The organism is Modestobacter sp. Leaf380 (genome assembly GCF_001424485.1).
Taxonomy (GTDB): Bacteria; Actinomycetota; Actinomycetes; order Mycobacteriales; family Geodermatophilaceae; genus Klenkia.
Genome location: NZ_LMQC01000024.1, coordinates 143522 through 163476 on the forward strand (window position 1 = coordinate 143522; position 19955 = coordinate 163476).

Here is a 19955-nt window from a genome sequence, read left to right on the forward strand (position 1 = left end):
CGAGGCCGTTCCGCGAGCACCTAGGAGGGCATGAGCATCGACCCTGCCTCCCTCGTCGGCACCACCGCCACCGACCGGGACGGCGGTGTGCTGGGGACCGTCCGGGCGGTCTGGCTCGACGACGCCACCGGCCAGCCCACCTGGGTGGGGCTCGCCGACGGCGCGCACGCCGCGGCCGGTGACGACGAGCCGGTCACCGTGGTGCCGCTGGCCGACCACCGGTCGACCGCCGACGGCCTGCAGCTGGGCGTGGACCCCGCCCTGACCCGCGGGGCGCCTCGGCTGCGGGCCTCGCAGCGGCTGAGCCCGGAGGACGAGCTGCGGTTCCGGCAGCACTACGCACGCGGGTCCGATGCACCCGGGCCCGCTGCACCCGACGCCCTGCGGGGTCCGGGCACGGTGCGGTCCGAGGAGCGGCTGAGCGTCCGGTCCTCCACGGTGCCGTGGAGCCGGGCGGTCCTGCGGGTGGAGACGGTGACCGAGCAGGTCATGGTCCCGGTGACGGTGACCCGGCAGCGCGCCCGCGTCGAGCACCTCCCGTTGACCCCGGTGTCCGCCGCGGGCGGCACGATCCCGCCGGGGACCGAGGGCCAGGCCACCGACTGGGTGACCCTGTGGGGCGAGCAGCCGGTCGTCGGCGTCGAGCGTGTCCCGCTCGAGCGGGTGCGGCTGCGCACCGACTGGGTGACCCGCGAGGACACCGTGCGCGGGCAGCTGGCGCACGAGGAGATCGCCGTCGACGTCACCGACGGGCCGCGGTGAGGGCTGCTGCCACGGCAGGTGAACAGTGCACCAACGGGGGCGCGCGTCCCGGGGTGCGGCCATAGCGTCGGGGCATGGAGATCGCACTGATCGGCGTCACCGTGCTGGTGACGGGCCTGGCGGTCCGGGGGCTGCGGCGCCGTCGGGACGGCTGGTACGACCAGGACAGGGCGACCGCCCGGAGCGCGGACCCCGCCGCCCCCGCCGACGCCCGCGGTGCCGTCAACCGGCACAGCTGGATGCTCGGGGGCGGGGGCTCCGGCGGCTGAGCCCTACCTCGCGTAGGGGAAGAAGCCCCGACCGGTCTTCCGGCCGAGCAGGCCGGCGTCGACCATGCGCAGCAGCAGCGGCGGCGGCGCGAACAGCGGCTCCTTGAACTCCTCGTACATCGACTGCGCGACGGCGGCCGTGGTGTCCAGGCCGATCAGGTCGGCCAGCGCGAGTGGGCCCTGCGGGTGGGCGCAGCCCTGCACCATGCCGGCGTCGATGTCCTCGGCCGAGGCGAACCCGGACTCCATCATCCGGATCGCGGACAGCACGTAGGGGATCAGCAGGGCGTTGACGATGAACCCGGCGCGGTCCTTGGACCGGATCGTGGTCTTGCCCAGCTGGTCCTCGGCGAAGGTCGTCACCGTCGCCAGCGTCTCGTCGCTGGTCAGCAGGCTGGCGACGATCTCCACCAGCGGCAGCACCGGCGCGGGGTTGAAGAAGTGCACCCCGACGACCTTGTCCGGGCGCTTGGTGACGCTGGCCATCTTCACCAGCGGGATGGAGGACGTGTTCGAGGCCAGCAGCGCGTCCGGCGGCAGGATGTCGTCGAGCTTGCGGAACAGGTCCAGCTTCAGCGACTCGATCTCCGGTGCGGCCTCGATGACCAGCTCGGACTGCGCGGTGGCCTCCAGCTCCGTGGCGACGTCGACCCGGGCGAACGCGGCGTCCGCGTCGGACTGGCTGATCCGCCCCGAGGTGGCCGCACGCTGCAGCGACTTCTCCAGCCGCGCGCGGAACCGCTCGACACCCGCCGGGTCGGCCTCCACCACGACGACGTCGCACCCGGCCCGGGCGCTGACCTCGGCGATGCCGGCCCCCATCGTCCCGCCACCGATGACCGCGATCCGCTGCACTGTGCCTCCTGCTCGACGTGTGCCGCCCACGGTGCCACGCCCCGCGAACCTGCGTGCACCGGACCTGGTGGCGTCGTAGGGTGCTCGGCGGCCGTCCACGGTGGACGGCGACGTGCGTGCGGGCGGGTCCCGCGGGGAGCGAGGTGGCCGCGATGGCCTCCACGACCTCGAGCCGGACCCGCGTCCGGCGCCGCTGACCGCACCACCGACGACTCCCGCGGGAGCCGGTGCGGCCGCGTGCCCCGGGCGGGCTCAGCGACCACCCACCCCTCCTCCCGCACCGGAGTCAGCTGTGCACCCCCTCACCGAGAAGCAGATCCGCGCGTCCTTCGTCAACGCCTCCCGCCGCGAGGCCGCCACGGCCACGCTGCCCGACCTCGACGCCGTCCCCTGGGCCGACCTGGACCTCTTGGGCTGGTCCGACCGCAAGGCGCCGCTCCTGGCGTACGTCGTCCTGGAGCTGGACGGCATCCCCACCGGCGTCCGGTTCCGCACCCCGGCCGCCGAGCGCGGCCGGACCCGCCGCGGCGCGATGTGCACGTGGTGCCAGGACGTGCGCACGACCGAGGCCGTCCTCGTGGCCGCCCGCCGGGGCGGCGCGTCGGGCAAGGCCGGCAACACCGTCGGGACGCTGGTCTGCGAGCAGTTCGACTGCTCGGCGCACGCCCGCTGGACACCGCCGCGGCGGGACCCCGACCCGGCGACGGTGGCCGCCGACCTGATCGGCGTGGCCGAGCGGGTCGCCGGGCTGCGTGAGCGGTCGGCGGCGTTCGTCCGGCTGGTGGCCGCCACCGCCTGAGCGTCACTTGGACGTCCAAGCACCTGGCGCGTAGGTTGCTTGGACGTCCACGTACTCCAGCGCCGGAGGGCCCCATGGCCGATCTGCACGTGCCCCAGAACCCCGTCCGCTTCGTCACCGCGGCCAGCCTGTTCGACGGGCACGACGCCGCGATCAACGTGATGCGCCGGCTGCTGCAGGCCCAGGGCGCCGAGGTCGTGCACCTCGGGCACGACCGGAGCGTGGCCAGCGTCGTCCGGGCGGCGGTGGAGGAGGACGCACAGGGCATCGCGCTGAGCTCCTACCAGGGCGGGCACGTCGAGTACTTCAGCTACCTCCGCGAGGAACTGGAGCGGCACGGCGCCGGCCACGTGCAGGTCTTCGGCGGGGGCGGCGGCGTCATCGTGCCCGAGGAGATCGCGCTGCTGCGCTCCCGCGGCGTCCGGATCTTCGCCCCGGAGGACGGCCAGAAGCTCGGCCTGCCCGGGATGATCAACACCCTCATCGAGGCCTGCGACGTCGACCTGGCCGCCGAGGGCCCCGACGTCGAGGCGCTGCTCACCGGCGACCCGGCCGCGCTGGCCCGGGCCATCACCGTGCTGGAGGCCGGGCGCTCCCCCGAGCTCGCCGCGCGGGTCACCGCGGAGGCCGCCCGGCGGACGGTGCCCGTCCTGGGCATCACCGGCACCGGCGGCTCGGGGAAGTCCTCGCTCACCGACGAGCTGTTGCGCCGGTTGCGGCTGGACCAGGAGGACAAGCTGCGGATCGCCGTCCTGGCGGTGGACCCCTCCCGTCGGCGCGGTGGCGGCGCGCTGCTGGGCGACCGGATCCGGATGAACGCCCTGGAGACCGGGGACCGGAACTCGACGTTCTTCCGCTCGCTGGCCACCCGCACCGCCGGCGCCCAGGTCCCCGAGCACCTGGACCACGCGATCGCCGCGGTGGCGGCCGCCGGCTACGACCTGGTGGTCGTGGAGACCCCGGGCATCGGCCAGGGCGACGCGGCGATCCTGCCCTACAGCGACGTCTCGCTGTACGTGATGACGCCGGAGTTCGGCGCCGCCTCGCAGCTGGAGAAGATCGACATGCTCGACTTCGCCGACGTCGTGGCGATCAACAAGTTCGAGCGCCGCGGCGCCGAGGACGCCCGCCGCGACGTCGCCCGGCAGATGGTCCGCAACCGGGAGGCCTTCGGCCAGAGCTGGGAGACCATGCCGGTCTTCGGCACCAGCGCCGCCCGGTTCAACGACGACGGCGTGACCGCGCTCTACCAGGAGCTGACGACGCTGTTGGCCGACAAGGGGCTCCCGGTCGGCTCCGGCGTGCTGCCACGGGTCGACGTCCGGGCGTCGTCCGGGCTGACCAGCGTGGTGCCCTCGTCGCGGGCGCGGTACCTCGCCGACGTCGCCGACGCCGTTCGTGGGTACCACCGGACGACGGCCGAGCAGGCCGAGCTGGTCCGCCGCCGGCAGCACCTGACCACCGCCGCGGAGCTGCTGGACGGCGAGGCGTCGCAGGCCGCCGCCGCGAAGGCGACTGCGGTCGAGGGCGAGCTGCTGCCCGCGGTGCGGGACCTGCTGGAGGAGTGGCCGCAGCTGGTCGAGGACTACTCCGGGGAGGAGTACGTCTACACCGTCCGCGGCAAGGAGCTCCGCGTCCCGCTGACCAAGGAGACGCTGTCGGGCAACCGGGTCCGCCGGGTCTCCCTGCCGCGCACCGAGGACCACGCCCAGCTGGTCGGCTGGCTGCGCCGGGAGAACGTGCCCGGCCGCTTCCCCTTCACCGCGGGGGTCTTCCCGTTCAAGCGCCAGGGCGAGGCCCCGGCCCGGATGTTCGCCGGTGAGGGCGACGCCTTCCGGACCAACCGGCGCTTCCAGCTGCTGAGCGAGGGCCAGCCCGCGACCCGACTGTCCACCGCGTTCGACTCGGTGACCCTGTACGGCCGCGACCCCGACCCGCGCCCGGACGTCTACGGCAAGGTCGGCACGTCCGGCGTCTCCATCGCCACCGTCGACGACATGGCCGTGCTCTACGACGGCTTCGACCTGTGCTCGCCGACGACGTCGGTGTCCATGACCATCAACGGCCCCGCCCCGGCGATCCTGGCGATGTTCCTGAACACCGCGACCGACCAGCGGCTGGCCGCCTTCCGCGCCGAGCACGACCGGGAGCCCTCCGCCGAGGAGGCCGCCGAGGTCCGCGCGTGGGTGCTGGCCAACGTCCGCGGCACCGTGCAGGCCGACATCCTCAAGGAGGACCAGGGCCAGAACACCTGCATCTTCTCCACCGAGTTCGCGCTGCGCTGCATGGCCGACATCCAGGAGTGGTTCATCGCGGAGCGGGTGCGGAACTTCTACTCCGTCTCCATCTCCGGCTACCACATCGCCGAGGCCGGGGCGAACCCCATCAGCCAGCTGGCGTTCACCCTGGCCAACGGGTTCACCTACGTCGAGGCCTACCTGGCGCGCGGCATGTCGATCGACGACTTCGCACCCAACCTGAGCTTCTTCTTCTCCAACGGCATGGACGCCGAGTACACCGTCATCGGCCGGGTGGCCCGCCGGATCTGGGCCGTGGCGATGAAGGAGCGCTACGGCGCCTCGGCCCGCTCCCAGCAGCTGAAGTACCACGTGCAGACGTCGGGCCGGTCCCTGCACGCGCAGGAGATGGACTTCAACGACATCCGGACGTCGCTGCAGGCGCTGTGCGCCATCTACGACAACGCCAACTCCCTGCACACCAACGCCTACGACGAGGCCGTCACCACACCCTCGTCGCACTCGGTCCGCCGCGCGCTGGCGATCCAGATGATCATCGACCGGGAGTGGGGCCTGGCGATGAACGAGAACCCGCTGCAGGGCTCCTTCGTCGTCGACGAGCTGACCGACCTGGTCGAGGAGGCCGTGCTGGCCGAGTTCGACCGGATCGCCGAGCGCGGCGGCGTGCTGGGCGCCATGGAGACCGGCTACCAGCGCGGCAGGATCCAGGACGAGTCGATGCTCTACGAGCACCGCAAGCACGACGGCTCGCTGCCCATCGTCGGCGTCAACACGTTCCTGGACCCGCACGCCGGGGAGCAGGAGCCGGTGACCGTGGAGCTCGCCCGCGCCACCGAGGCCGAGAAGCAGGGCCAGCTGGACCGGCTGGCCGACTTCCACGCCCGGCACGCCGACGAGTCCCCCGCCGCCATCGCCGCGCTGCAGGAGGCGGCGATGCACGGCGGCAACGTCTTCGAGGCCCTGATGACCGCGGTGCGCAGCTGCTCGCTGGGCCAGATCAGCGACGCCTTCTTCGAGGTCGGCGGCCAGTACCGCCGCAATGTCTAGCCGCCGCCCCGGCATGGGATCCCCCGCATACGGCCGCGGCCCTGGGCCGTATGCGGGAGATCCCATGCCTCGGCCGGGGGCGGTCGACCCCATCGCCGAGGCGGGCCGGCAGTGGCGGGCGCACGGCTGGGACGACGCCGCCGACGGCATGCTCGCGGTCACCTCCATCATGCGCGCCCAGGCGATCGTGCTGGCCCGGGTGGAGGAGGTGCTGCGGCCGCTGGGGCTGTCCTTCGCCCGCTACGAGCTGCTGCAGCTGCTGTCCTTCACCCGCAGCGGCGCCCTGCCGATGGCCCGGGCCGGGGCGCTGCTGCAGGTGCACCCGGCCTCGGTCACCAACGCCGCGACCCGGCTGGAGACCGCCGGGTTCGTGCAACGCAGGCCCAGCCCGGACGACGGCCGGGCCGTGCTGGTCGAGATCACCGAGCAGGGCCGGTCGGTCGCCGCCAAGGCCACCGACGAGCTCAACGCCGGGGTGTTCCGCCGCCCGGGCCTGTCCCCGGAGTCGGTCCGCACCCTGGTGGACGTCGTCCGCGAGCTCCGGGCGGACGCCGGGGACCTCGGATGAGGACGCTGGACGACGACCTCGGCACGCCGGTGGTCCTCCCGCGGCCCCCTCGGCGCATCGTCTCGCTGGTCCCCTCGCTGACCGAGGCGCTGGCCCTCACCGTGCCCGAGCGGCTGGTCGGCGCCACCGACTGGTGCACCCACCCCGCCGACCTCGCCGTCACCCGGGTGCGGGGCACCAAGAACCCGGACCGCGCGGCGATCACCGCACTGGCCCCGGACCTCGTCGTCGCCAACCAGGAGGAGAACCGCCAGCTGGACGTCGAACGGCTGCGGTCGGCCGGCGTCCCGGTCTGGGTGACCGCGATCGAGACCCTGAACCAAGCGCTGACCTCGATGGAGCGGCTGTTCCTGAAGGTCCTGGACGTGGGGCTGCCCGACTGGCTGGCCACCGCTCGCGCCGTGTGGGACCGGCCCGGGGCGCTGCCCCCGACCCCGGTCGCCGTCCCGGTCTGGCGGGACCCGTGGATGTGGGTCGGGGCGCGCACCTTCACCGGGGACGTGCTGGCCCGCCTCGGCCTGACCAACGCCGTCACCACCGAGCGGTACCCCAAGGCCGAGCCCGACGACGTCGCGGCCCGGCTGGTGCTGCTGCCCGACGAGCCCTACGTCTTCACCGCCGACGACGGACCCGAGGCCTTCCCCGACCGGGCGACCGCACTGGTCAGCGGCCGGGCCCTCACCTGGTACGGCCCCTCGCTGGCGACCGCCCGCGCGGAGCTGGAGGCCGCGGTCCGGGACGCCACGACCGCTGACGGGCGGCCCGCCGAGCAGTACAGTCAGCCCTGACCGTCCCCGGTCGGGGCAGTCCCCGCGTCGGCACCGCCGCCGACGCCCACCGAGAGGAGTCGCCATGCGCGACGCAGTCATCGTCGAGGCCGTGCGCACCCCGGTCGGCAAGCGGAACGGGGGCCTGTCCGGCGTCCACCCGACCGACCTGTCCGCCCACGTGCTGGAGAACCTGGCCTCCCGGGCCGGGCTGGACCCCGCGCTGGTCGACGACGTCATCTGGGGCTGCGTCTCGCAGTCCGGTGAGCAGACCTTCGACATCGCCCGCAACGCCGTCCTCGCCGCGGGCTGGCCCGAGTCGGTGCCCGGCACCACGATCGACCGCCAGTGCGGCTCCTCCCAGCAGGCCGTGCACTTCGCCGCCGCCGGGCTCGTCGCCGGGCACTACGACGTCGTCGTCGCCGGTGGCGTCGAGTCGATGTCCCGGGTGCCGATGGGCTCCTCGCGCAACGGCCAGGACCCGATGGGCCCGCGGTTCATGGAGCGCTACGACGGCGTCTCCCCCAACCAGGGCGTGGGCGCGGAGATGATCGCCGCCCGCTGGGGCCTGTCCCGCACCCAGCTCGACGAGTTCGCGCTGCGCTCGCACGAGCGCGCCGCCCAGGCCCAGGACGACGGCGCCTTCGCCGACCAGATCGCCCCGATCCAGACCGACGGCGGGCTGGTGTCCCACGACGAGGGCATCCGCCGCGGCGGCACCGTCGAGGCCCTCGCCGGGCTGAAGACCCCGTTCCAGGCCGACGGGGTGGTCAGCGCCGGCAACGCCAGCCAGATCTCCGACGGCTCGGCCGCGCTGCTGATGATGACGGGTGAGAAGGCCTCCCAGCTCGGGCTCACCCCGATCGCTCGCGTGCACAGCGTGGCGCTGGCCGGCGACGACCCGGTGATCATGCTGACCGCCCCCATCCCGGCCACCAAGAAGGTGCTCGAGCGCTCGGGCCTGCGCCTGGACGAGATCGGCGTCTTCGAGGTCAACGAGGCCTTCGCGTCCGTGCCGCTGGCCTGGCTGGCCGAGATCGGCGCCGACGACAAGGTCCTCAACCCCGTCGGCGGCGCGATCGCCCTGGGTCACCCGCTGGGCGGCTCCGGCGCCCGCATCATGACCACGATGCTGCACCACATGCGCGACAACGGGATCCGCTACGGCCTGCAGACGATGTGCGAGGGCGGCGGCCAGGCCAACGCCACCATCCTCGAGCTCCTCTGACCCACCTGAGCGTGGATCAGGGTCCCTGATCCGACTCCGTCCTCCCTCACCACATCTCGTGGGGGAGGACGGACTCTGATCAGGGACCCTGATCCACGCGGGGAGGGCCGTCAGCGGGCGCGCAGGCCGTCCAGCAGGATCGTGGCGTAGGCCCGGCCGATGGTGGCGGCGTCGACCTCGGACTTCACCGGGTTGAACCACCGGTTGGTCCAGCTGACCATCCCGATCAGGCCGTAGGCCAGCACCCAGGGCTCGGCGACGGGGCGGATCGTGCCCTCCTCGATGCCCGCGGTGATGATCGCGACGACGCAGTCCTCGTAGGCCCGGTTGAGGGCGCGCATCTCCCGGGACCACTCGGCCCGCCGCTCACCGACGTGGCTGAGGTTCTCCTGGATGTAGACGTACAGGAACGGGTAGCTGGCCTCGTAGCTGTCCATCATCGCCACGACCAGCCGGTCCAGCTTGTCCGGGGCGTCGCCGGCCCCGTCCCGGATCTCCTCGGCGCGGGTCAGGTTCGCCCGGACGACGTCGCTGACCACCTCGTCGAACAGCTCTTCCTTGCTGCCCACGTAGTAGTACAGCGTGGCCCGGTCGGTGCCCATCGCGTCGGCGATCTGGCCGATGCTGGTGCCCCGGAAGCCGTGGGTCTTGAACAGGCGCGCGGCCGCCTCGACGATCTCCTGGCGCCGCTCGGCGTAGGCGATCCGTCCCTCGCCCCTGGCCGCGGCGCGGCGCCGGCCGATGGCGCTGGACTGGTCGTCGCTCATGCCCCGACCCTAGGTGTCACACAGCCTCAGGAGCGGTCGCCGGGCTCGACCAGGTGCACCTGCACGGCGCGGAACTGCGCCGGGGTGTCCACCAGCACCGCCTTCGTCGGCTCCCCCACGTCCAACGGTGCGGTCTGCGGCAGGGCGGCCAGCGGCGCGAGGCGGGGGTCGGTGAGGACCTCGGCCACCAGGCCCTTGTCGCCCCCGGTCGCCAGCGCGGCGAGGGTGCTGGCGTGCGGCAGCAGCACCCGGACGGCGGTCTCCACGGCGTGGTCGACGACGGCGTCGGTCTGGTTGCCTCGGCGGCGGGCGAAGCGCTGCTGGGACCAGCCGCCGGCCGCCGTGCGGCCCTGCACCTGGCGTGCGTCGACCTTGGAGACGACGAGGTCGTCCCCGTCGAAGACGCCGACCGCCCAGCGGCCCCGGCGGACCAGGAGCACCCCGACCCGGGCCGGCCGGCGGGCGGCGACGGCGAGCGCGGTCATCGGCGCGGGTCCCGGTTCCCACCCGAACGGCAGCCGGACGACGGCGGTCGTGGTGTCGGCGCAGGTGACGGTGACCGCGCCGTCGGCAGCGACGGCGACGTCGGTGAAGGCGCCGTGCCGGTCGGCGACCCCGTCCAGCCAGCGACCCAGGCGCTCGGCCGGGACCGCGATGACACGGCCACCGCCGGCGGCGGGGCGGCTGCGGCTCACCCGGTGATCAGACCACGCGGCCGGACGTGACACGGCCGGCCGGTGCGGACGCCCCTCCGTCGGGCGGACGCGCCGGCCGGCCGTGGGTCTGTGCGGCCGAGCCGGGGCCGACGTCTCAGACGCCCTCGGTGCCCATCTCGTGGGGCAGTCCGGCGGCGACCCAGGCGACGAAGCCGCCGATGACGTCGGTGGCGCTGGCCAGGCCGAGCGAGCGCAGCGCGTCGGCGGCCAGGCTGGAGGTGTAGCCCTCCGAGCACAGCACCAGGACGTCGACGTCGTAGCCGGTGGCCTCGGGCAGCCGGGCGTCGCTGGCCGGGTCGAAGCGCCACTCCAGGACGTTGCGCTCGACGACGCGGGAGCCGGGGACCCAGCCCTCGCGGGCGCGCTGGGCGGCCGGCCGGATGTCGACGAGGTACGCACCGGCGGCCCAGCGACGGGCGGCCTCCTGGGGGGTGACCCGGGCGATCCGGGACCGGGCGGCGTCGAGCAGGTCGTCGACGGAGACGGCGCCGGCGGGGCGCTGCAGCAGCGAGGTCACCAGTCCACCCCGGCCTTCTCGGTGCCGATCCGGACCAGGCCGGTGGGGTCGATCCGGTAGGTGTTCATCAGGCTCAGCCGGGGCGCGTAGACGTGCACGCTGACCGCGGGCTCGTGCAGGGTGTTGACCACCTGGTGCACGTAGTGCGGGCCGAAGAAGCGGACCCGGCCGGCGGCGAGGTCCGCGGTGCTCTGGTGCGGCGCGCGGCCGCTGCGGGCGGCGACGACCCGCTCGGTGAGCGTGCCGCGGGCCACCGCGAAGGCCCCGGAGGAGGCGCCGTGGTCGTGCAGCGGGGTGCCCTGGCCGGGCAGCCAGGACAGCAGCCAGACCTGGGCCTCCTCCAGCTCCTGGTGCAGCGAGGGGTCCAGGGCCGGGGCCAGGTCGGCGGTGGGGAGCAGGTGGGTCCACCGGCTCTCCTCGCGGAACTCCACGAGGTGCGCCCACAGGTCGGTGCGGACGGCGAGGGCGACGGCGAGGGCTGCGGCGCCGGCGGGCCGGGTGGCCTCGGCGACCTGGCCGGCGGCCGAGGCCGAGCGGGGGCGGGCGGACACGGGCGAGCTGGGCAGGACGGTGCTGGTCACGGTGACTTCCTCAGGACGTGGCGCGGCCGGCAGGAGTGCGGCGGCGGGTGGCTGGTGCGGGGGCTGGAGGTGGAGTCAGCGACCCGGACACAGCGCGCTGGCGACACGGAGCAGGTCCACGGCGGACCTCCGGTGCAGCTCGAGCGAGTACGTCACCGGGAGATCAGACCACTCGGCCCGGCCCCCCGTCAACAATCCCGATCGGATTGGTGTACTTAGCGTGCGAGCGCCGGTTCCCCGGTGTGCTCGGCGGGGACGACGAGCAGCCGCTGGAACACACCGACGGCCACCGCGGCCACGGCCGCGGCGACTGTCGAGACCAGGAACGAGTGGTTCGCCCCGGACACGTCGACCACCTTGCCGGCTGCCGAGGCACCCACCGCGACGCCGAGGGCCAGGGCGGTGCCGATCCAGGTGAAGGCCTCGGTGACGCAGATCCGTGGCACCAGCACCTCGGCGAGGGTGAAGGCGCTGATCAGCGACGGCGAGACCGCCACCCCGGCCAGCAGCACGAAGGGCACCAGCAGCCACAGGTCGGTCACGACCACCAGCGGCAGGCTGAGCAGGACGAACCCGACGAGGACCACGAGCAGGCGACGCCGCACCGGGGCGCGGAACCGCATGGTGCCCCAGCCGATGCCCGAGGCCATCGACCCCAGCGCCAGCGCCGCGATCAGCACCCCGGACAGCGACTTGGCGCCGACCTCGTCGGCGAAGGCCACCAGCGCGATCTCCAGGCTGCCCAGCACCGTCCCGACGGCCAGGCCGACGACGAAGAGCACCCGCAGGCCCGCCGTCCGCATCGCGGAGGGGCCCTGCCGGCTGGCGAACCCGTGCGCCGGCGGCTCGGTGCGGCCCTGTGCGGCGAAGGCCAGGCTGCCCACCACGGCCAGGCTGAAGGCGGTGACGACGCCGGAGGTGGTGTGACCCGTGGTGGACAGGAAGGTGACCAGCACCGGGCCGACGATGAAGACGAACTCGTCGACCACCGACTCCATCGCCAGCGCCGTGGGCAGCCGGGGTGTGCCGCGCAGCAGGTGGGTCCACCGCACCCGGATCATCGAGCCGACCGGGGGGATGCAGGCGCCGGCGACCGCGGCCGAGGCGAAGACCACCCACAGCGGCCAGCCCTCCCGCACGGAGAACAGGAACACGAACCCGGCCAGCACGAAGGCCAGCAGCACCGGCAGCAGCACCCGCCGCTGGCCCAGGGTGTCGGCCAGCCGGCCCAGCACCGGGCCGCTGACCGCCGTGGCCACCGCCCCCGCGGCGGCCACGCCACCGCCCAGGGCGTAGGAGCCGGTGTAGTCCTGCACCAGCAGCACGCTGCCCAGGCCGATCATCGACAGCGGCAGCCGCCCGACGAAGGCCGAGGCCACCATCGGCAGCGCGTGCGGCGTGCGCAGCACGTGCAGGTACGGGTTGGGCACGAGGGGAGGGCCTCCGGCGAGACGGTGGGTCGCGGACGGTGCGGCCCCGACGCTAACCGCCGGGTCCGCCCCGGGCTCGCAGGAGGGCCCGGACGGGGTCAGCCCTGCGGCGGGGACCAGGCCTGCGGCGTCGAGGTGGGGACGGCGGTGAAGCCGTCGTCGTCCCGGCCGTCGTCGCCCTTCTCCCGGCGCGGCCGGCGGCGACCCTGCGGGACCAACGCGAGGACGACGAGCAGCGCGCCCACGGCCAGCGGCACCCCGCCGGCGATGAGCAGGTCCGCCCCGTCGGGCACCCGCTCGAAGGACAGGACGTCGACCACCCGTCGGGTCGATGCGGGGTCGACCCAGTCGAGGACGCCCACGGCCAGCAGCAGCAACCCACCGACGAGCGGCACCACCGGGGACAGCCGGCGCAGCGCGGCGACGAGGCCGAGCAGGAGGCCGCCGGCCATCACGAGGAGCAGGGGGGCGGTCCGCTCGCCGGTGTCGGCGGCGAGGGCCCCGACGAGCTGCGCGGCCCGGCCGGCACCCACGGCCACCAGGCTCGCCCCGACGACGGTGAGCACGATCCCGAGCAGCAGTCCCAGCACGTGCCTCATGCCCCGACGCTAACCCGGCGCGGGGTCACCGCCCGGGACGCGCGCGGGCCCCGCCGCACCGTCGACGCTGACGGTGCGGCGGGGCCCCACGGGAGGACGACGCTGTCCTCCGGACCTCGCTCAGGCGAGGCGGCTCTTGAGGATCTCCAGCTCGTCCCACATGGTGGTGGGGAGCTTGTCGCCGAAGCGCTCGAACCACTCGGTGATCTGCGGGATCTCCTCGCGCCACTCCTCGGTGCGCACGGCGAGCGCGGCCTCGACCTGGTCGGCGGTCATGCCCAGGCCCGAGACGTCGAGCGACTCGGCGGTGGGCACGTGGCCGACCGGGGTCTCGACGGCGGCCGCGGTGCCCTCCAGGCGCTCGACGACCCACTTGAGCACCCGCGAGTTCTCCCCGAAGCCCGGCCACAGGAAGCCGCCGTCGGCGTCCCGGCGGAACCAGTTGACGTAGAAGACCGAGGGCAGCTTGGCGGCGTCGGCGGACTTGCCGGTCTCGACCCAGTGGTTGAAGTAGTCACCGGCGTTGTAGCCGATGAAGGGCAGCATCGCGAAGGGGTCGCGGCGGATGACGCCGACCGCACCGGTGGCCGCGGCGGTGGTCTCCGAGGACAGCGTGGCCCCCATGAAGACGCCGTGGTTCCAGTCCCGCGCCTGGCTGACCAGCGGGATCGTGGTCTTGCGGCGACCGCCGAAGAGGATGGCCGAGATCGGCACGCCCTTCGGGTCGTCCCACTCCGGCGCCAGGATGGGGCACTGGGTGATCGGGGTGCAGAACCGGCTGTTGGGGTGGCTGCTGGGCTCGGTGGACTCCGGCGTCCAGTCCCGGCCCTTCCAGTCCCGCAGGTGGGCCGGGGGCTCCTCGGTCATGCCCTCCCACCAGACGTCGCCGTCGTCGGTGAGGGCGACGTTGGTGAAGACCGAGTTGCCCTGCTCGATGGTGCGCATGGCGTTGGGGTTGGTGTCCCAGCCGGTGCCGGGCGCGACGCCGAAGAGGCCGAACTCGGGGTTGAGGGCGTAGAGCCGGCCGTCCTCACCGAAGCGCATCCAGGCGATGTCGTCGCCGAGGGTCTCGACCTCCCAGCCCGGGATGGTGGGCTCGAGCATCGCCAGGTTGGTCTTGCCACAGGCGCTGGGGAACGCGGCGGCGATGTAGTGCACCGCGCCCTCGGGGTTGGTCAGCTTGAGGATCAGCATGTGCTCGGCCAGCCAGCCCTCGTCGCGGGCCATCACCGAGGCGATGCGCAGCGAGTAGCACTTCTTGCCCAGCAGGGCGTTGCCGCCGTAACCCGAGCCGTAGGACCAGATGGTCCGCTCCTCGGGGAACTGCACGATGTACTTGGTGTCGCTGCAGGGCCACGGGACGTCGGCCTGGCCCTCGGCCAGCGGGGCACCCAGGGAGTGCAGCGCGGGCACGAAGGGCCGGTCGGTGCCCATGGCCTCCAGGGCGGCGCTGCCGATCCGGGCCATGACCCGCATGGAGACCACGACGTACTCGGAGTCGGTCAGCTCGACGCCGAACATCGGCGACTCGGCCTCGATCGGGCCCATGCAGAAGGGGATGACGTACATCGTCCGGCCGCGCATGCACCCGCGGTACAGCTCGGTCATGACGGCCTTCATCTCGGCCGGTTCCATCCAGTTGTTGGTGGGACCGGCGTCGGCCTCGTCGACCGAGCAGATGTAGGTGCGGTCCTCGACCCGGGCGACGTCGCTGGGGTCGGACTGGGCCAGGAAGGAGTTCGGCTTGGCCGCCAGCCGGGTGAAGGTGCCGGCGGCCTCCAGCTGCTCGGTGAGCCGGGTCCACTCCTCGTCGCTGCCGTCCACCCACACCACTCGGTCCGGAGTCGTCAGCTCGGCCGTCTCCGCCACCCAGGCGAGCAGTCGTGCGTGGGTGGTGGGGGCGTTCTCCAGACCGGGGGTGGCCACGGACGTCACAGGCGTCTCCAAACTCGTGGACGCCGGTGCGGCTGTCACACCGGCGCTGGTGCGGTACCTCGGACGCCGTCCGGGAGGGCTCCCCGGCAGCGCGATCTCGGAAGGCTAGCGCTGGGGAGGGGCCTGCGGCAGGGTCAGTGACGAGACGTACAAGACGTCTTGTCCAGGGGGGTAGACGTCTGCGACGTCTCTCGCCCCTGGACGGGCCGGGAAGCACCTCTGGGACCACCGGGTTGACCCCGGACGTGACCCCTCCCGCTCTCTTCACCCCCCTCACCCTGCGCGGTGTGACCCTGCCCAACCGGCTCGTGGTCGCCCCGATGTGCCAGTACTCCGTCACCGAGGGCGTCGTCGGCGACTACCACCTGGCCCACCTGGGCCGGTTCGCCCTCGGCGGCTTCGGCACCGTCCTGGTGGAGGCCACCGCGGTCACCCGCGACGGCCGGATCAGCCACGGCGACGTCGGCCTCTGGGACGACGGCCAGGTCGAGGGACTGGCCCGGGTGGTCTCCTTCCTGCACTCCCAGGGCACCGTCGCCGGGGTCCAGCTGGCGCACGCCGGCGGCAAGGCCTCCACCCACCGCCCCTGGGACGGCGAGGGCCCGGTCACCCCGGACACCGCCCGGCCCGGTGAGGACCCCTGGCCGACGGTGTCGGCGAGCGACGTCCCGCTGGGCGAGGGCTGGCCGCAGCCGCACGCGCTGGGCACCGACGAGCTGGCCGCCCTCGTCGCGGACTGGGTGGCCGCCACCCGGCGGGCGGAGCGGGCCGGCTTCGACGTCGTCGAGGTGCACGCCGCGCACGGCTACCTGCTCAACCAGTTCCTCTCCCCGCTGACCAACACCCGCACCGACGCCTACGGCGGCTCGCCGGCGGCCCGGATGCGGTTCCCGCTGGAGGTGGTGGCCGCGGTGCGCGCCGCGTGGCCCGCGGACAGGCCGCTGCTGGTCCGGGTCTCCGCCGTCGACGGTGCGGCCGACGGGACGACGCTGGAGGAGACCGTCGCCTTCGCCCGCGAGCTGGCCGCCCTCGGCGTGGACGCCGTGGACACCTCCGGTGGCGGCATCGGCGGGGGCTGGGCGCACCCGATCGGCTACGGCTACCAGGTGCCGGCGGCCGCCGCGGTCAAGGCGGGCAGCGGGCTGCCCACGATGGCGGTCGGCCTGCTCACCGAGCCGGCCCAGGCCGAGGCCGTGCTGGCCACCGGGCAGGCCGACCTGGTCGCACTGGCCCGGGCCGCGCAGGACGACCCCAACTGGCCGCTGCACGCCGCCCGCGAGCTGACCGGCTCCTACGACGCCTGGCCGGTGCAGTCCGGGCCGCGGCTGGCCTCCCGGGACAGGCTGCTGACCTCGATCGACCCGTGGACCGGCCCCGACCCGGTCCAGCTCGCCCCGCCGCGCACCTGACCACGCCCGGCGTCAGGACCGGCGGGACGAGGCGGCGAGGAAGTCGTCCCAGCCGGGCGCCGGCGGGCCGCCGGTGAGCACCGCGTCCAGCCGGGTCAGGTACCACTGCCAGCCCAGCGCGACGTCCGTCCCGTCGGTGCCGGGCGGCAGCAGCTGCCCGAGCACCAGCGCGGTGCCGCCGTCGGCCTCGGTCAGGTCGAGCTCGACCTGCCAGCCGGCATCGCCCGGCTGCACCCAGCGGACCACCAGCCGCTCGGGCCGGGCGCACTCCACCACGGTCAGCGGGTCGCCGGTCGCGCCGTCCTCGGCGGTCATGGTGAACGTCCCGCTGCCAGTGGCGCGGCGCTCGCCGTCGTACCGCCCGATCCAGCGGGCCAGCGGCTCCGGCTCGGTGAGGGCGGCCCAGACCCGCTCGGGGGGCAGCGACCAGTGCCGGGTGACCCGCACCCGCACGCCGTCGTCCTCGGTGGTGACCGTGCCGGGCTCGCTCATCGTGGCCTCCTCGCGCCAGCGGCGAGCCTGGCGCAGCCGGGTCGCGCTGTCGAGGACCGGTTCGGACGACGCCCGCCGGGGCACGGCACCGGCATGACCGTCACCGATCCCGACGTCCCCGACCCGTTGCACGACCCCCGCACCACCCAGGCCGACCCCGGCGCGCTGGGCCAGGGCGCCGACCTGGCCTCCACCGAGGACGACGAGCTGACCGCCGGCGACGACGAGCTGGCCGACGCCGACCCGGCCGGCGAGCCCGACGAGCAGCTCACCGAGCAGTCCCCCTGACCGTGCACTCGCGCTGACCGCGCACGGAGACGGGGACGCCGGAGGCCGGCTGGGCCGACCGGCCCCGTCCCCTCAGCGGGGCGGGGCCACCCGGCCGGCCAGCGCGGTGAGCGCATCGGCGACGTCGGCCGGGGACTCCAGCGCGGTGAGGTGGCCCGACCCGGGCACGACCACGACGGCTGCGTCGGGCCGGACGGCCCGCAGCTGCGCCAGCCGCTCCGCCGGTGGCGTCGGGGTGTCGTGCTCCCCGGCGAGCAGCAGCACCGGCCCGGGGTACCCGCGCAGCGCCTCGGTGGTGTCCGGCCGGTCGGCCAGCGCCCGGCACACCCACGCGACCTCCGCGGGGTCGCGGGACTCGACCATCTGCCGCACCCGCCCCGCCAGCTCCGGTCCGGCGTGCGGCCCCAGGCCGTCGGCGACCGAGTCCAGCACGGCACCGATGCCCAGCGCGCCCTCGAGCTGGCGGGCGGTCTCCCGGCGGGCATCGGGCTCGTCGGGCGGGCCGACCTCGGTGGTGGTGTCGCACAGCGCCAGCGCGGCCACCCGGTCCGGCGCCCGACCGGCCAGCATCGCGGCGACGTAGCCACCGGTGGACAGCCCGGCCACGACCGCACGGTCCACCCCGAGGGAGTCCAGCAGCGCGAGCACCCCGTCGACGGCGACGTGCAGCGAGGGCTCCCCCGCCGTCGGTGAGCCCAGGCCGGGCAGGTCGACCGCGATCGGCCGCAGCGTGTCCGGTAGCAGGGCGGCGACGTCGTCCCAGAGGCGGTGGTCGAGCGGGAAGGCGGGCAGCAGGACGACGGGCAGCCCGTCGCCCCCTCGGTCGACGGCGCGCAGCGGGGTGGTCACCTGGGCCCCCTACCCGCGCAGGACCGCTGGACGCGCCCGTCGACGAGGTCGCCGACGGCCCTCAGAACCGGTGGCCGCCGAAGCGGTAGCGGTTCCGGACGGTCACCGAGCCCATGCCGGCCTTGCCGTGCACCCGGAAGTGCGGCATCCCGGGCTGGGGCAGGGAGGAGACCTTGCAGGTCACGCTGCCCATCCCGGCGTTGACCCCGTCGACGTCGGCGGAGGCGCCGTCGGGCACCAGGATGCGGGCCGACCCGGCACCGAGCTGCACCTCGATGTCGACGACGGCGTGCGGCACCTCGGTGTCGCAGAAGTCGAGCACCACGGTGCCCATCGTGCTGTGCACCCGCAGCCGGGGCGGGACCGCCCAGCGGCCCTTGCGCTTGATGTCCCCGACCCCGCTGCGCAGCACGACAGGGGCGTCCGCGGAGACCGGGACGCCCGGGTGCGCGACGACGGGCGGGTGCCACGCCGACGCCGGCACGGGCGGGCCGACCACCCCGGGCGGACCGGGCACCGGGGGCAGGTCGGCCAGCGGGGGGACCAGCTCGTCGGCGTACCGGGCGGCGTAGACCACGCCCAGCCGCTCGTCGAGCTCGAGCATGGTGATCCGACCCTCGGCCATCGCCGTCTGGAGCCGCTGGGCGGCGCGCTCCCGGTCGGCGTCGGAGATGCGCACACCGCGGCTGCCGTCCACCCGCCCGACCCTAGCGACAGCGGGCCGCGGTCCGGCGGGGCACGCTGGACCCGTGATCCGCACCCCGCTCACCCGTTGGTTCGACCTCGACGTCCCCGTGTTCGGCGCCCCGATGGCCGGGGTGGCCGGCGGCGAGCTGGCCCGCGCGGTGTCCCTGGGGGGCGGGCTGGGGATGATCGGCGTGGGCCCGTCGACCCCGGCGGACTGGATCACCGAGCAGGCCCGGCTGCCCGAGGAGTCCGACGTGTCCTTCGGGATCGGGCTGATGGCGTGGGTGCTGGCCGACCGGCCCGACCAGCTGGCCGCGGCGATCGCCGCGCAGCCCGCGATGGTGTCGGTGTCCTTCGGGGACCCCTCCCCCTTCGTCGGCCCGCTGCACGACGCCGGGATCGCCGTCGCCACCTCGGTGCACACGCTGGCCGACGTCGACCGGGCGGTGGACGCCGGCGCCGACGTGCTCGTCGCGCAGGGCACCGAGGCCGGCGGCCACACCGGCCACCGGGCCACCCTGCCGCTGCTGGTGGACGTGCTGGCCAGCACCGACCGGCCGGTGCTGGCCGCCGGCGGGATCGCGACCGGCGCGGCACTGGCCGCGGTGCTGGTCGCCGGTGCCGCGGGCGCCTGGGTCGGCACCGCGCTACTGGCCTCCCCGGAGGGCACCGGCACCGACGCCACCCGGGCCCGGGTGCGCGCCGCGGGCGGCGAGGACACCGTGCTGACCAGCGTCTTCGACATCGCCCAGGGCCTGGACTGGCCCTCCCGCTACCCCGGCCGGGCGCTGGCCAACGACGTCACCCGGGCCTGGCACGGCCGCGAGGACGAGCTGCGCGGGGACGCCGCGACCGCGCAGCGCGTGCGGACCGCCCGGACCACCGGCGACCTCAGCGCGGCACCGGTCTACGCCGGCGAGGCGGTCGGGCAGGTGGTCGACGAGCGGTCCGCGACCGACGTCGTCCGCCGGCTCGCCGCGGACGCCGAGGTCGCGCTGCAGCGCGCGGCGAAGCTGGCCCGCTGACAGTGAGGATGGGGGCGGCGTCATCGGGGGTCGTCTGACCCGGTGTGCTGACCGACGCGGTTGCTGTCTTGGCTGAGATCTGTCGGCGGCTCTCGGTGGCGCTGTTG

21 protein-coding genes are annotated in these 19955 nt (G+C 74.6%); 10 read left to right on the top strand and 11 right to left on the bottom strand.

The features are described 5' to 3' along the window. The first annotated feature begins 30 nt into the window (after positions 1-30). Both ASG41_RS21840 and ASG41_RS21845 read left to right on the top strand, forming a co-directional pair. Complete coding sequence (locus tag ASG41_RS21840; RefSeq protein WP_056300660.1) at positions 31-762, top strand: PRC and DUF2382 domain-containing protein; 732 nt, start codon at positions 31-33, stop codon at positions 760-762. A 74-nt stretch (positions 763-836) separates the two neighbouring features. Next, on the top strand, positions 837-1031 hold the full coding sequence (locus tag ASG41_RS21845) for a hypothetical protein (RefSeq protein ID WP_056300663.1): 195 nt from the start codon (positions 837-839) through the stop codon (positions 1029-1031). A gap of 3 nt (positions 1032-1034) precedes the next feature. Here ASG41_RS21845 and ASG41_RS21850 read toward each other — a convergent pair whose 3' ends face one another. Continuing rightward, the gene (locus ASG41_RS21850) at positions 1035-1886 is read right to left on the bottom strand and encodes a 3-hydroxybutyryl-CoA dehydrogenase (RefSeq protein ID WP_235565001.1); all 852 of its coding nucleotides are present in this window, start codon (positions 1884-1886) and stop codon (positions 1035-1037) included. A gap of 292 nt (positions 1887-2178) precedes the next feature. Here ASG41_RS21850 and ASG41_RS21855 point away from each other — a divergent pair, with 292 nt between their 5' ends. The 5 genes from ASG41_RS21855 to ASG41_RS21875 all read left to right on the top strand — a co-directional run bounded on the left by ASG41_RS21855 (position 2179) and on the right by ASG41_RS21875 (position 8553). Further along, complete coding sequence (locus ASG41_RS21855) at positions 2179-2685, top strand: FBP domain-containing protein (RefSeq protein WP_056300666.1); 507 nt, start codon at positions 2179-2181, stop codon at positions 2683-2685. A 74-nt stretch (positions 2686-2759) separates the two neighbouring features. After that, the gene (gene icmF, locus ASG41_RS21860) at positions 2760-5990 is read left to right on the top strand and encodes a fused isobutyryl-CoA mutase/GTPase IcmF (protein ID WP_056300669.1); all 3231 of its coding nucleotides are present in this window, start codon (positions 2760-2762) and stop codon (positions 5988-5990) included. A gap of 64 nt (positions 5991-6054) precedes the next feature. Further along, the gene (locus tag ASG41_RS21865) at positions 6055-6558 is read left to right on the top strand and encodes a MarR family winged helix-turn-helix transcriptional regulator (protein WP_056300672.1); all 504 of its coding nucleotides are present in this window, start codon (positions 6055-6057) and stop codon (positions 6556-6558) included. After that, on the top strand, positions 6555-7346 hold the full coding sequence (locus tag ASG41_RS21870) for a helical backbone metal receptor (RefSeq protein ID WP_056300675.1): 792 nt from the start codon (positions 6555-6557) through the stop codon (positions 7344-7346). Before ASG41_RS21865 ends, ASG41_RS21870 begins: the two co-directional genes overlap by 4 nt. 64 nt (positions 7347-7410) lie before the next feature. Further along, complete coding sequence (locus ASG41_RS21875) at positions 7411-8553, top strand: thiolase family protein (protein WP_056300679.1); 1143 nt, start codon at positions 7411-7413, stop codon at positions 8551-8553. A gap of 110 nt (positions 8554-8663) precedes the next feature. Here ASG41_RS21875 and ASG41_RS21880 read toward each other — a convergent pair whose 3' ends face one another. The 7 genes from ASG41_RS21880 to ASG41_RS21910 all read right to left on the bottom strand — a co-directional run bounded on the left by ASG41_RS21880 (position 8664) and on the right by ASG41_RS21910 (position 15098). Continuing rightward, positions 8664-9320: a TetR/AcrR family transcriptional regulator gene (locus tag ASG41_RS21880; RefSeq protein WP_056300684.1), complete on the bottom strand. Its 657-nt coding sequence runs from the start codon at positions 9318-9320 to the stop codon at positions 8664-8666. A gap of 26 nt (positions 9321-9346) precedes the next feature. Next, the gene (locus ASG41_RS21885; RefSeq protein WP_082557224.1) at positions 9347-10015 is read right to left on the bottom strand and encodes an acVLRF1 family peptidyl-tRNA hydrolase; all 669 of its coding nucleotides are present in this window, start codon (positions 10013-10015) and stop codon (positions 9347-9349) included. 115 nt (positions 10016-10130) lie between these two features. Next, the gene (locus tag ASG41_RS21890; RefSeq protein WP_235565002.1) at positions 10131-10553 is read right to left on the bottom strand and encodes a rhodanese-like domain-containing protein; all 423 of its coding nucleotides are present in this window, start codon (positions 10551-10553) and stop codon (positions 10131-10133) included. Continuing rightward, positions 10550-11134 (bottom strand): cysteine dioxygenase family protein, encoded by a 585-nt coding sequence (locus tag ASG41_RS21895; protein WP_056300689.1) that lies wholly within the window; start codon positions 11132-11134, stop codon positions 10550-10552. The genes ASG41_RS21890 and ASG41_RS21895 overlap by 4 nt, the downstream gene beginning before the upstream one ends. Positions 11135-11349: 215 nt before the next feature. After that, positions 11350-12564 carry an MFS transporter gene (locus ASG41_RS21900; protein WP_056300692.1) on the bottom strand — a complete coding sequence of 405 codons (1215 nt, stop codon included), beginning with the start codon at positions 12562-12564 and terminating at the stop codon, positions 11350-11352. A 98-nt stretch (positions 12565-12662) separates the two neighbouring features. Further along, positions 12663-13163, bottom strand: coding sequence for a hypothetical protein (locus tag ASG41_RS21905; protein ID WP_157519651.1), 501 nt, complete (start codon positions 13161-13163; stop codon positions 12663-12665). A 120-nt stretch (positions 13164-13283) separates the two neighbouring features. After that, positions 13284-15098, bottom strand: a complete 1815-nt coding sequence (locus tag ASG41_RS21910) for a phosphoenolpyruvate carboxykinase (GTP) (protein WP_056300699.1) — start codon at positions 15096-15098, stop codon at positions 13284-13286. A gap of 245 nt (positions 15099-15343) precedes the next feature. Here ASG41_RS21910 and ASG41_RS21915 point away from each other — a divergent pair, with 245 nt between their 5' ends. Continuing rightward, positions 15344-16507 carry an NADH:flavin oxidoreductase/NADH oxidase gene (locus ASG41_RS21915; protein ID WP_056300703.1) on the top strand — a complete coding sequence of 388 codons (1164 nt, stop codon included), beginning with the start codon at positions 15344-15346 and terminating at the stop codon, positions 16505-16507. A gap of 12 nt (positions 16508-16519) precedes the next feature. Here the strand turns inward: ASG41_RS21915 and ASG41_RS21920 are convergent, their stop codons facing one another. Next, entirely contained in the window at positions 16520-16999 is a 480-nt protein-coding gene (locus tag ASG41_RS21920; protein ID WP_056300804.1) for an SRPBCC family protein, read from the bottom strand. A 93-nt stretch (positions 17000-17092) separates the two neighbouring features. Here ASG41_RS21920 and ASG41_RS21925 point away from each other — a divergent pair, with 93 nt between their 5' ends. Continuing rightward, positions 17093-17287 (top strand): hypothetical protein, encoded by a 195-nt coding sequence (locus ASG41_RS21925; protein ID WP_056300706.1) that lies wholly within the window; start codon positions 17093-17095, stop codon positions 17285-17287. A gap of 72 nt (positions 17288-17359) precedes the next feature. Here ASG41_RS21925 and ASG41_RS21930 read toward each other — a convergent pair whose 3' ends face one another. Beyond that, entirely contained in the window at positions 17360-18136 is a 777-nt protein-coding gene (locus ASG41_RS21930) for an alpha/beta fold hydrolase (protein ID WP_056300709.1), read from the bottom strand. Positions 18137-18197: 61 nt separating this feature from the next. After that, positions 18198-18833 (bottom strand): DUF1707 domain-containing protein, encoded by a 636-nt coding sequence (locus ASG41_RS21935; protein ID WP_056300713.1) that lies wholly within the window; start codon positions 18831-18833, stop codon positions 18198-18200. A 52-nt stretch (positions 18834-18885) separates the two neighbouring features. On the opposite strand from ASG41_RS21935, the gene ASG41_RS21940 reads away from it, so the two are divergent. Next, positions 18886-19848 (top strand): nitronate monooxygenase family protein, encoded by a 963-nt coding sequence (locus ASG41_RS21940; RefSeq protein WP_056300719.1) that lies wholly within the window; start codon positions 18886-18888, stop codon positions 19846-19848. Positions 19849-19955: the final 107 nt, after the last annotated feature.

Coding starts and splice junctions, on each gene's coding strand:
- ASG41_RS21840 (WP_056300660.1), top strand. CDS start 31: ATGAGCATCGACCCTGCCTCCCTCGTCGGCACCACCGCCACCGACCGG.
- ASG41_RS21845 (WP_056300663.1), top strand. CDS start 837: ATGGAGATCGCACTGATCGGCGTCACCGTGCTGGTGACGGGCCTGGCG.
- icmF (WP_056300669.1), top strand. CDS start 2,760: ATGGCCGATCTGCACGTGCCCCAGAACCCCGTCCGCTTCGTCACCGCG.
- ASG41_RS21865 (WP_056300672.1), top strand. CDS start 6,055: ATGCCTCGGCCGGGGGCGGTCGACCCCATCGCCGAGGCGGGCCGGCAG.
- ASG41_RS21870 (WP_056300675.1), top strand. CDS start 6,555: ATGAGGACGCTGGACGACGACCTCGGCACGCCGGTGGTCCTCCCGCGG.
- ASG41_RS21875 (WP_056300679.1), top strand. CDS start 7,411: ATGCGCGACGCAGTCATCGTCGAGGCCGTGCGCACCCCGGTCGGCAAG.
- ASG41_RS21880 (WP_056300684.1), bottom strand. CDS start 9,320: ATGAGCGACGACCAGTCCAGCGCCATCGGCCGGCGCCGCGCCGCGGCC.
- ASG41_RS21905 (WP_157519651.1), bottom strand. CDS start 13,163: ATGAGGCACGTGCTGGGACTGCTGCTCGGGATCGTGCTCACCGTCGTC.
- ASG41_RS21920 (WP_056300804.1), bottom strand. CDS start 16,999: ATGAGCGAGCCCGGCACGGTCACCACCGAGGACGACGGCGTGCGGGTG.
- ASG41_RS21925 (WP_056300706.1), top strand. CDS start 17,093: ATGACCGTCACCGATCCCGACGTCCCCGACCCGTTGCACGACCCCCGC.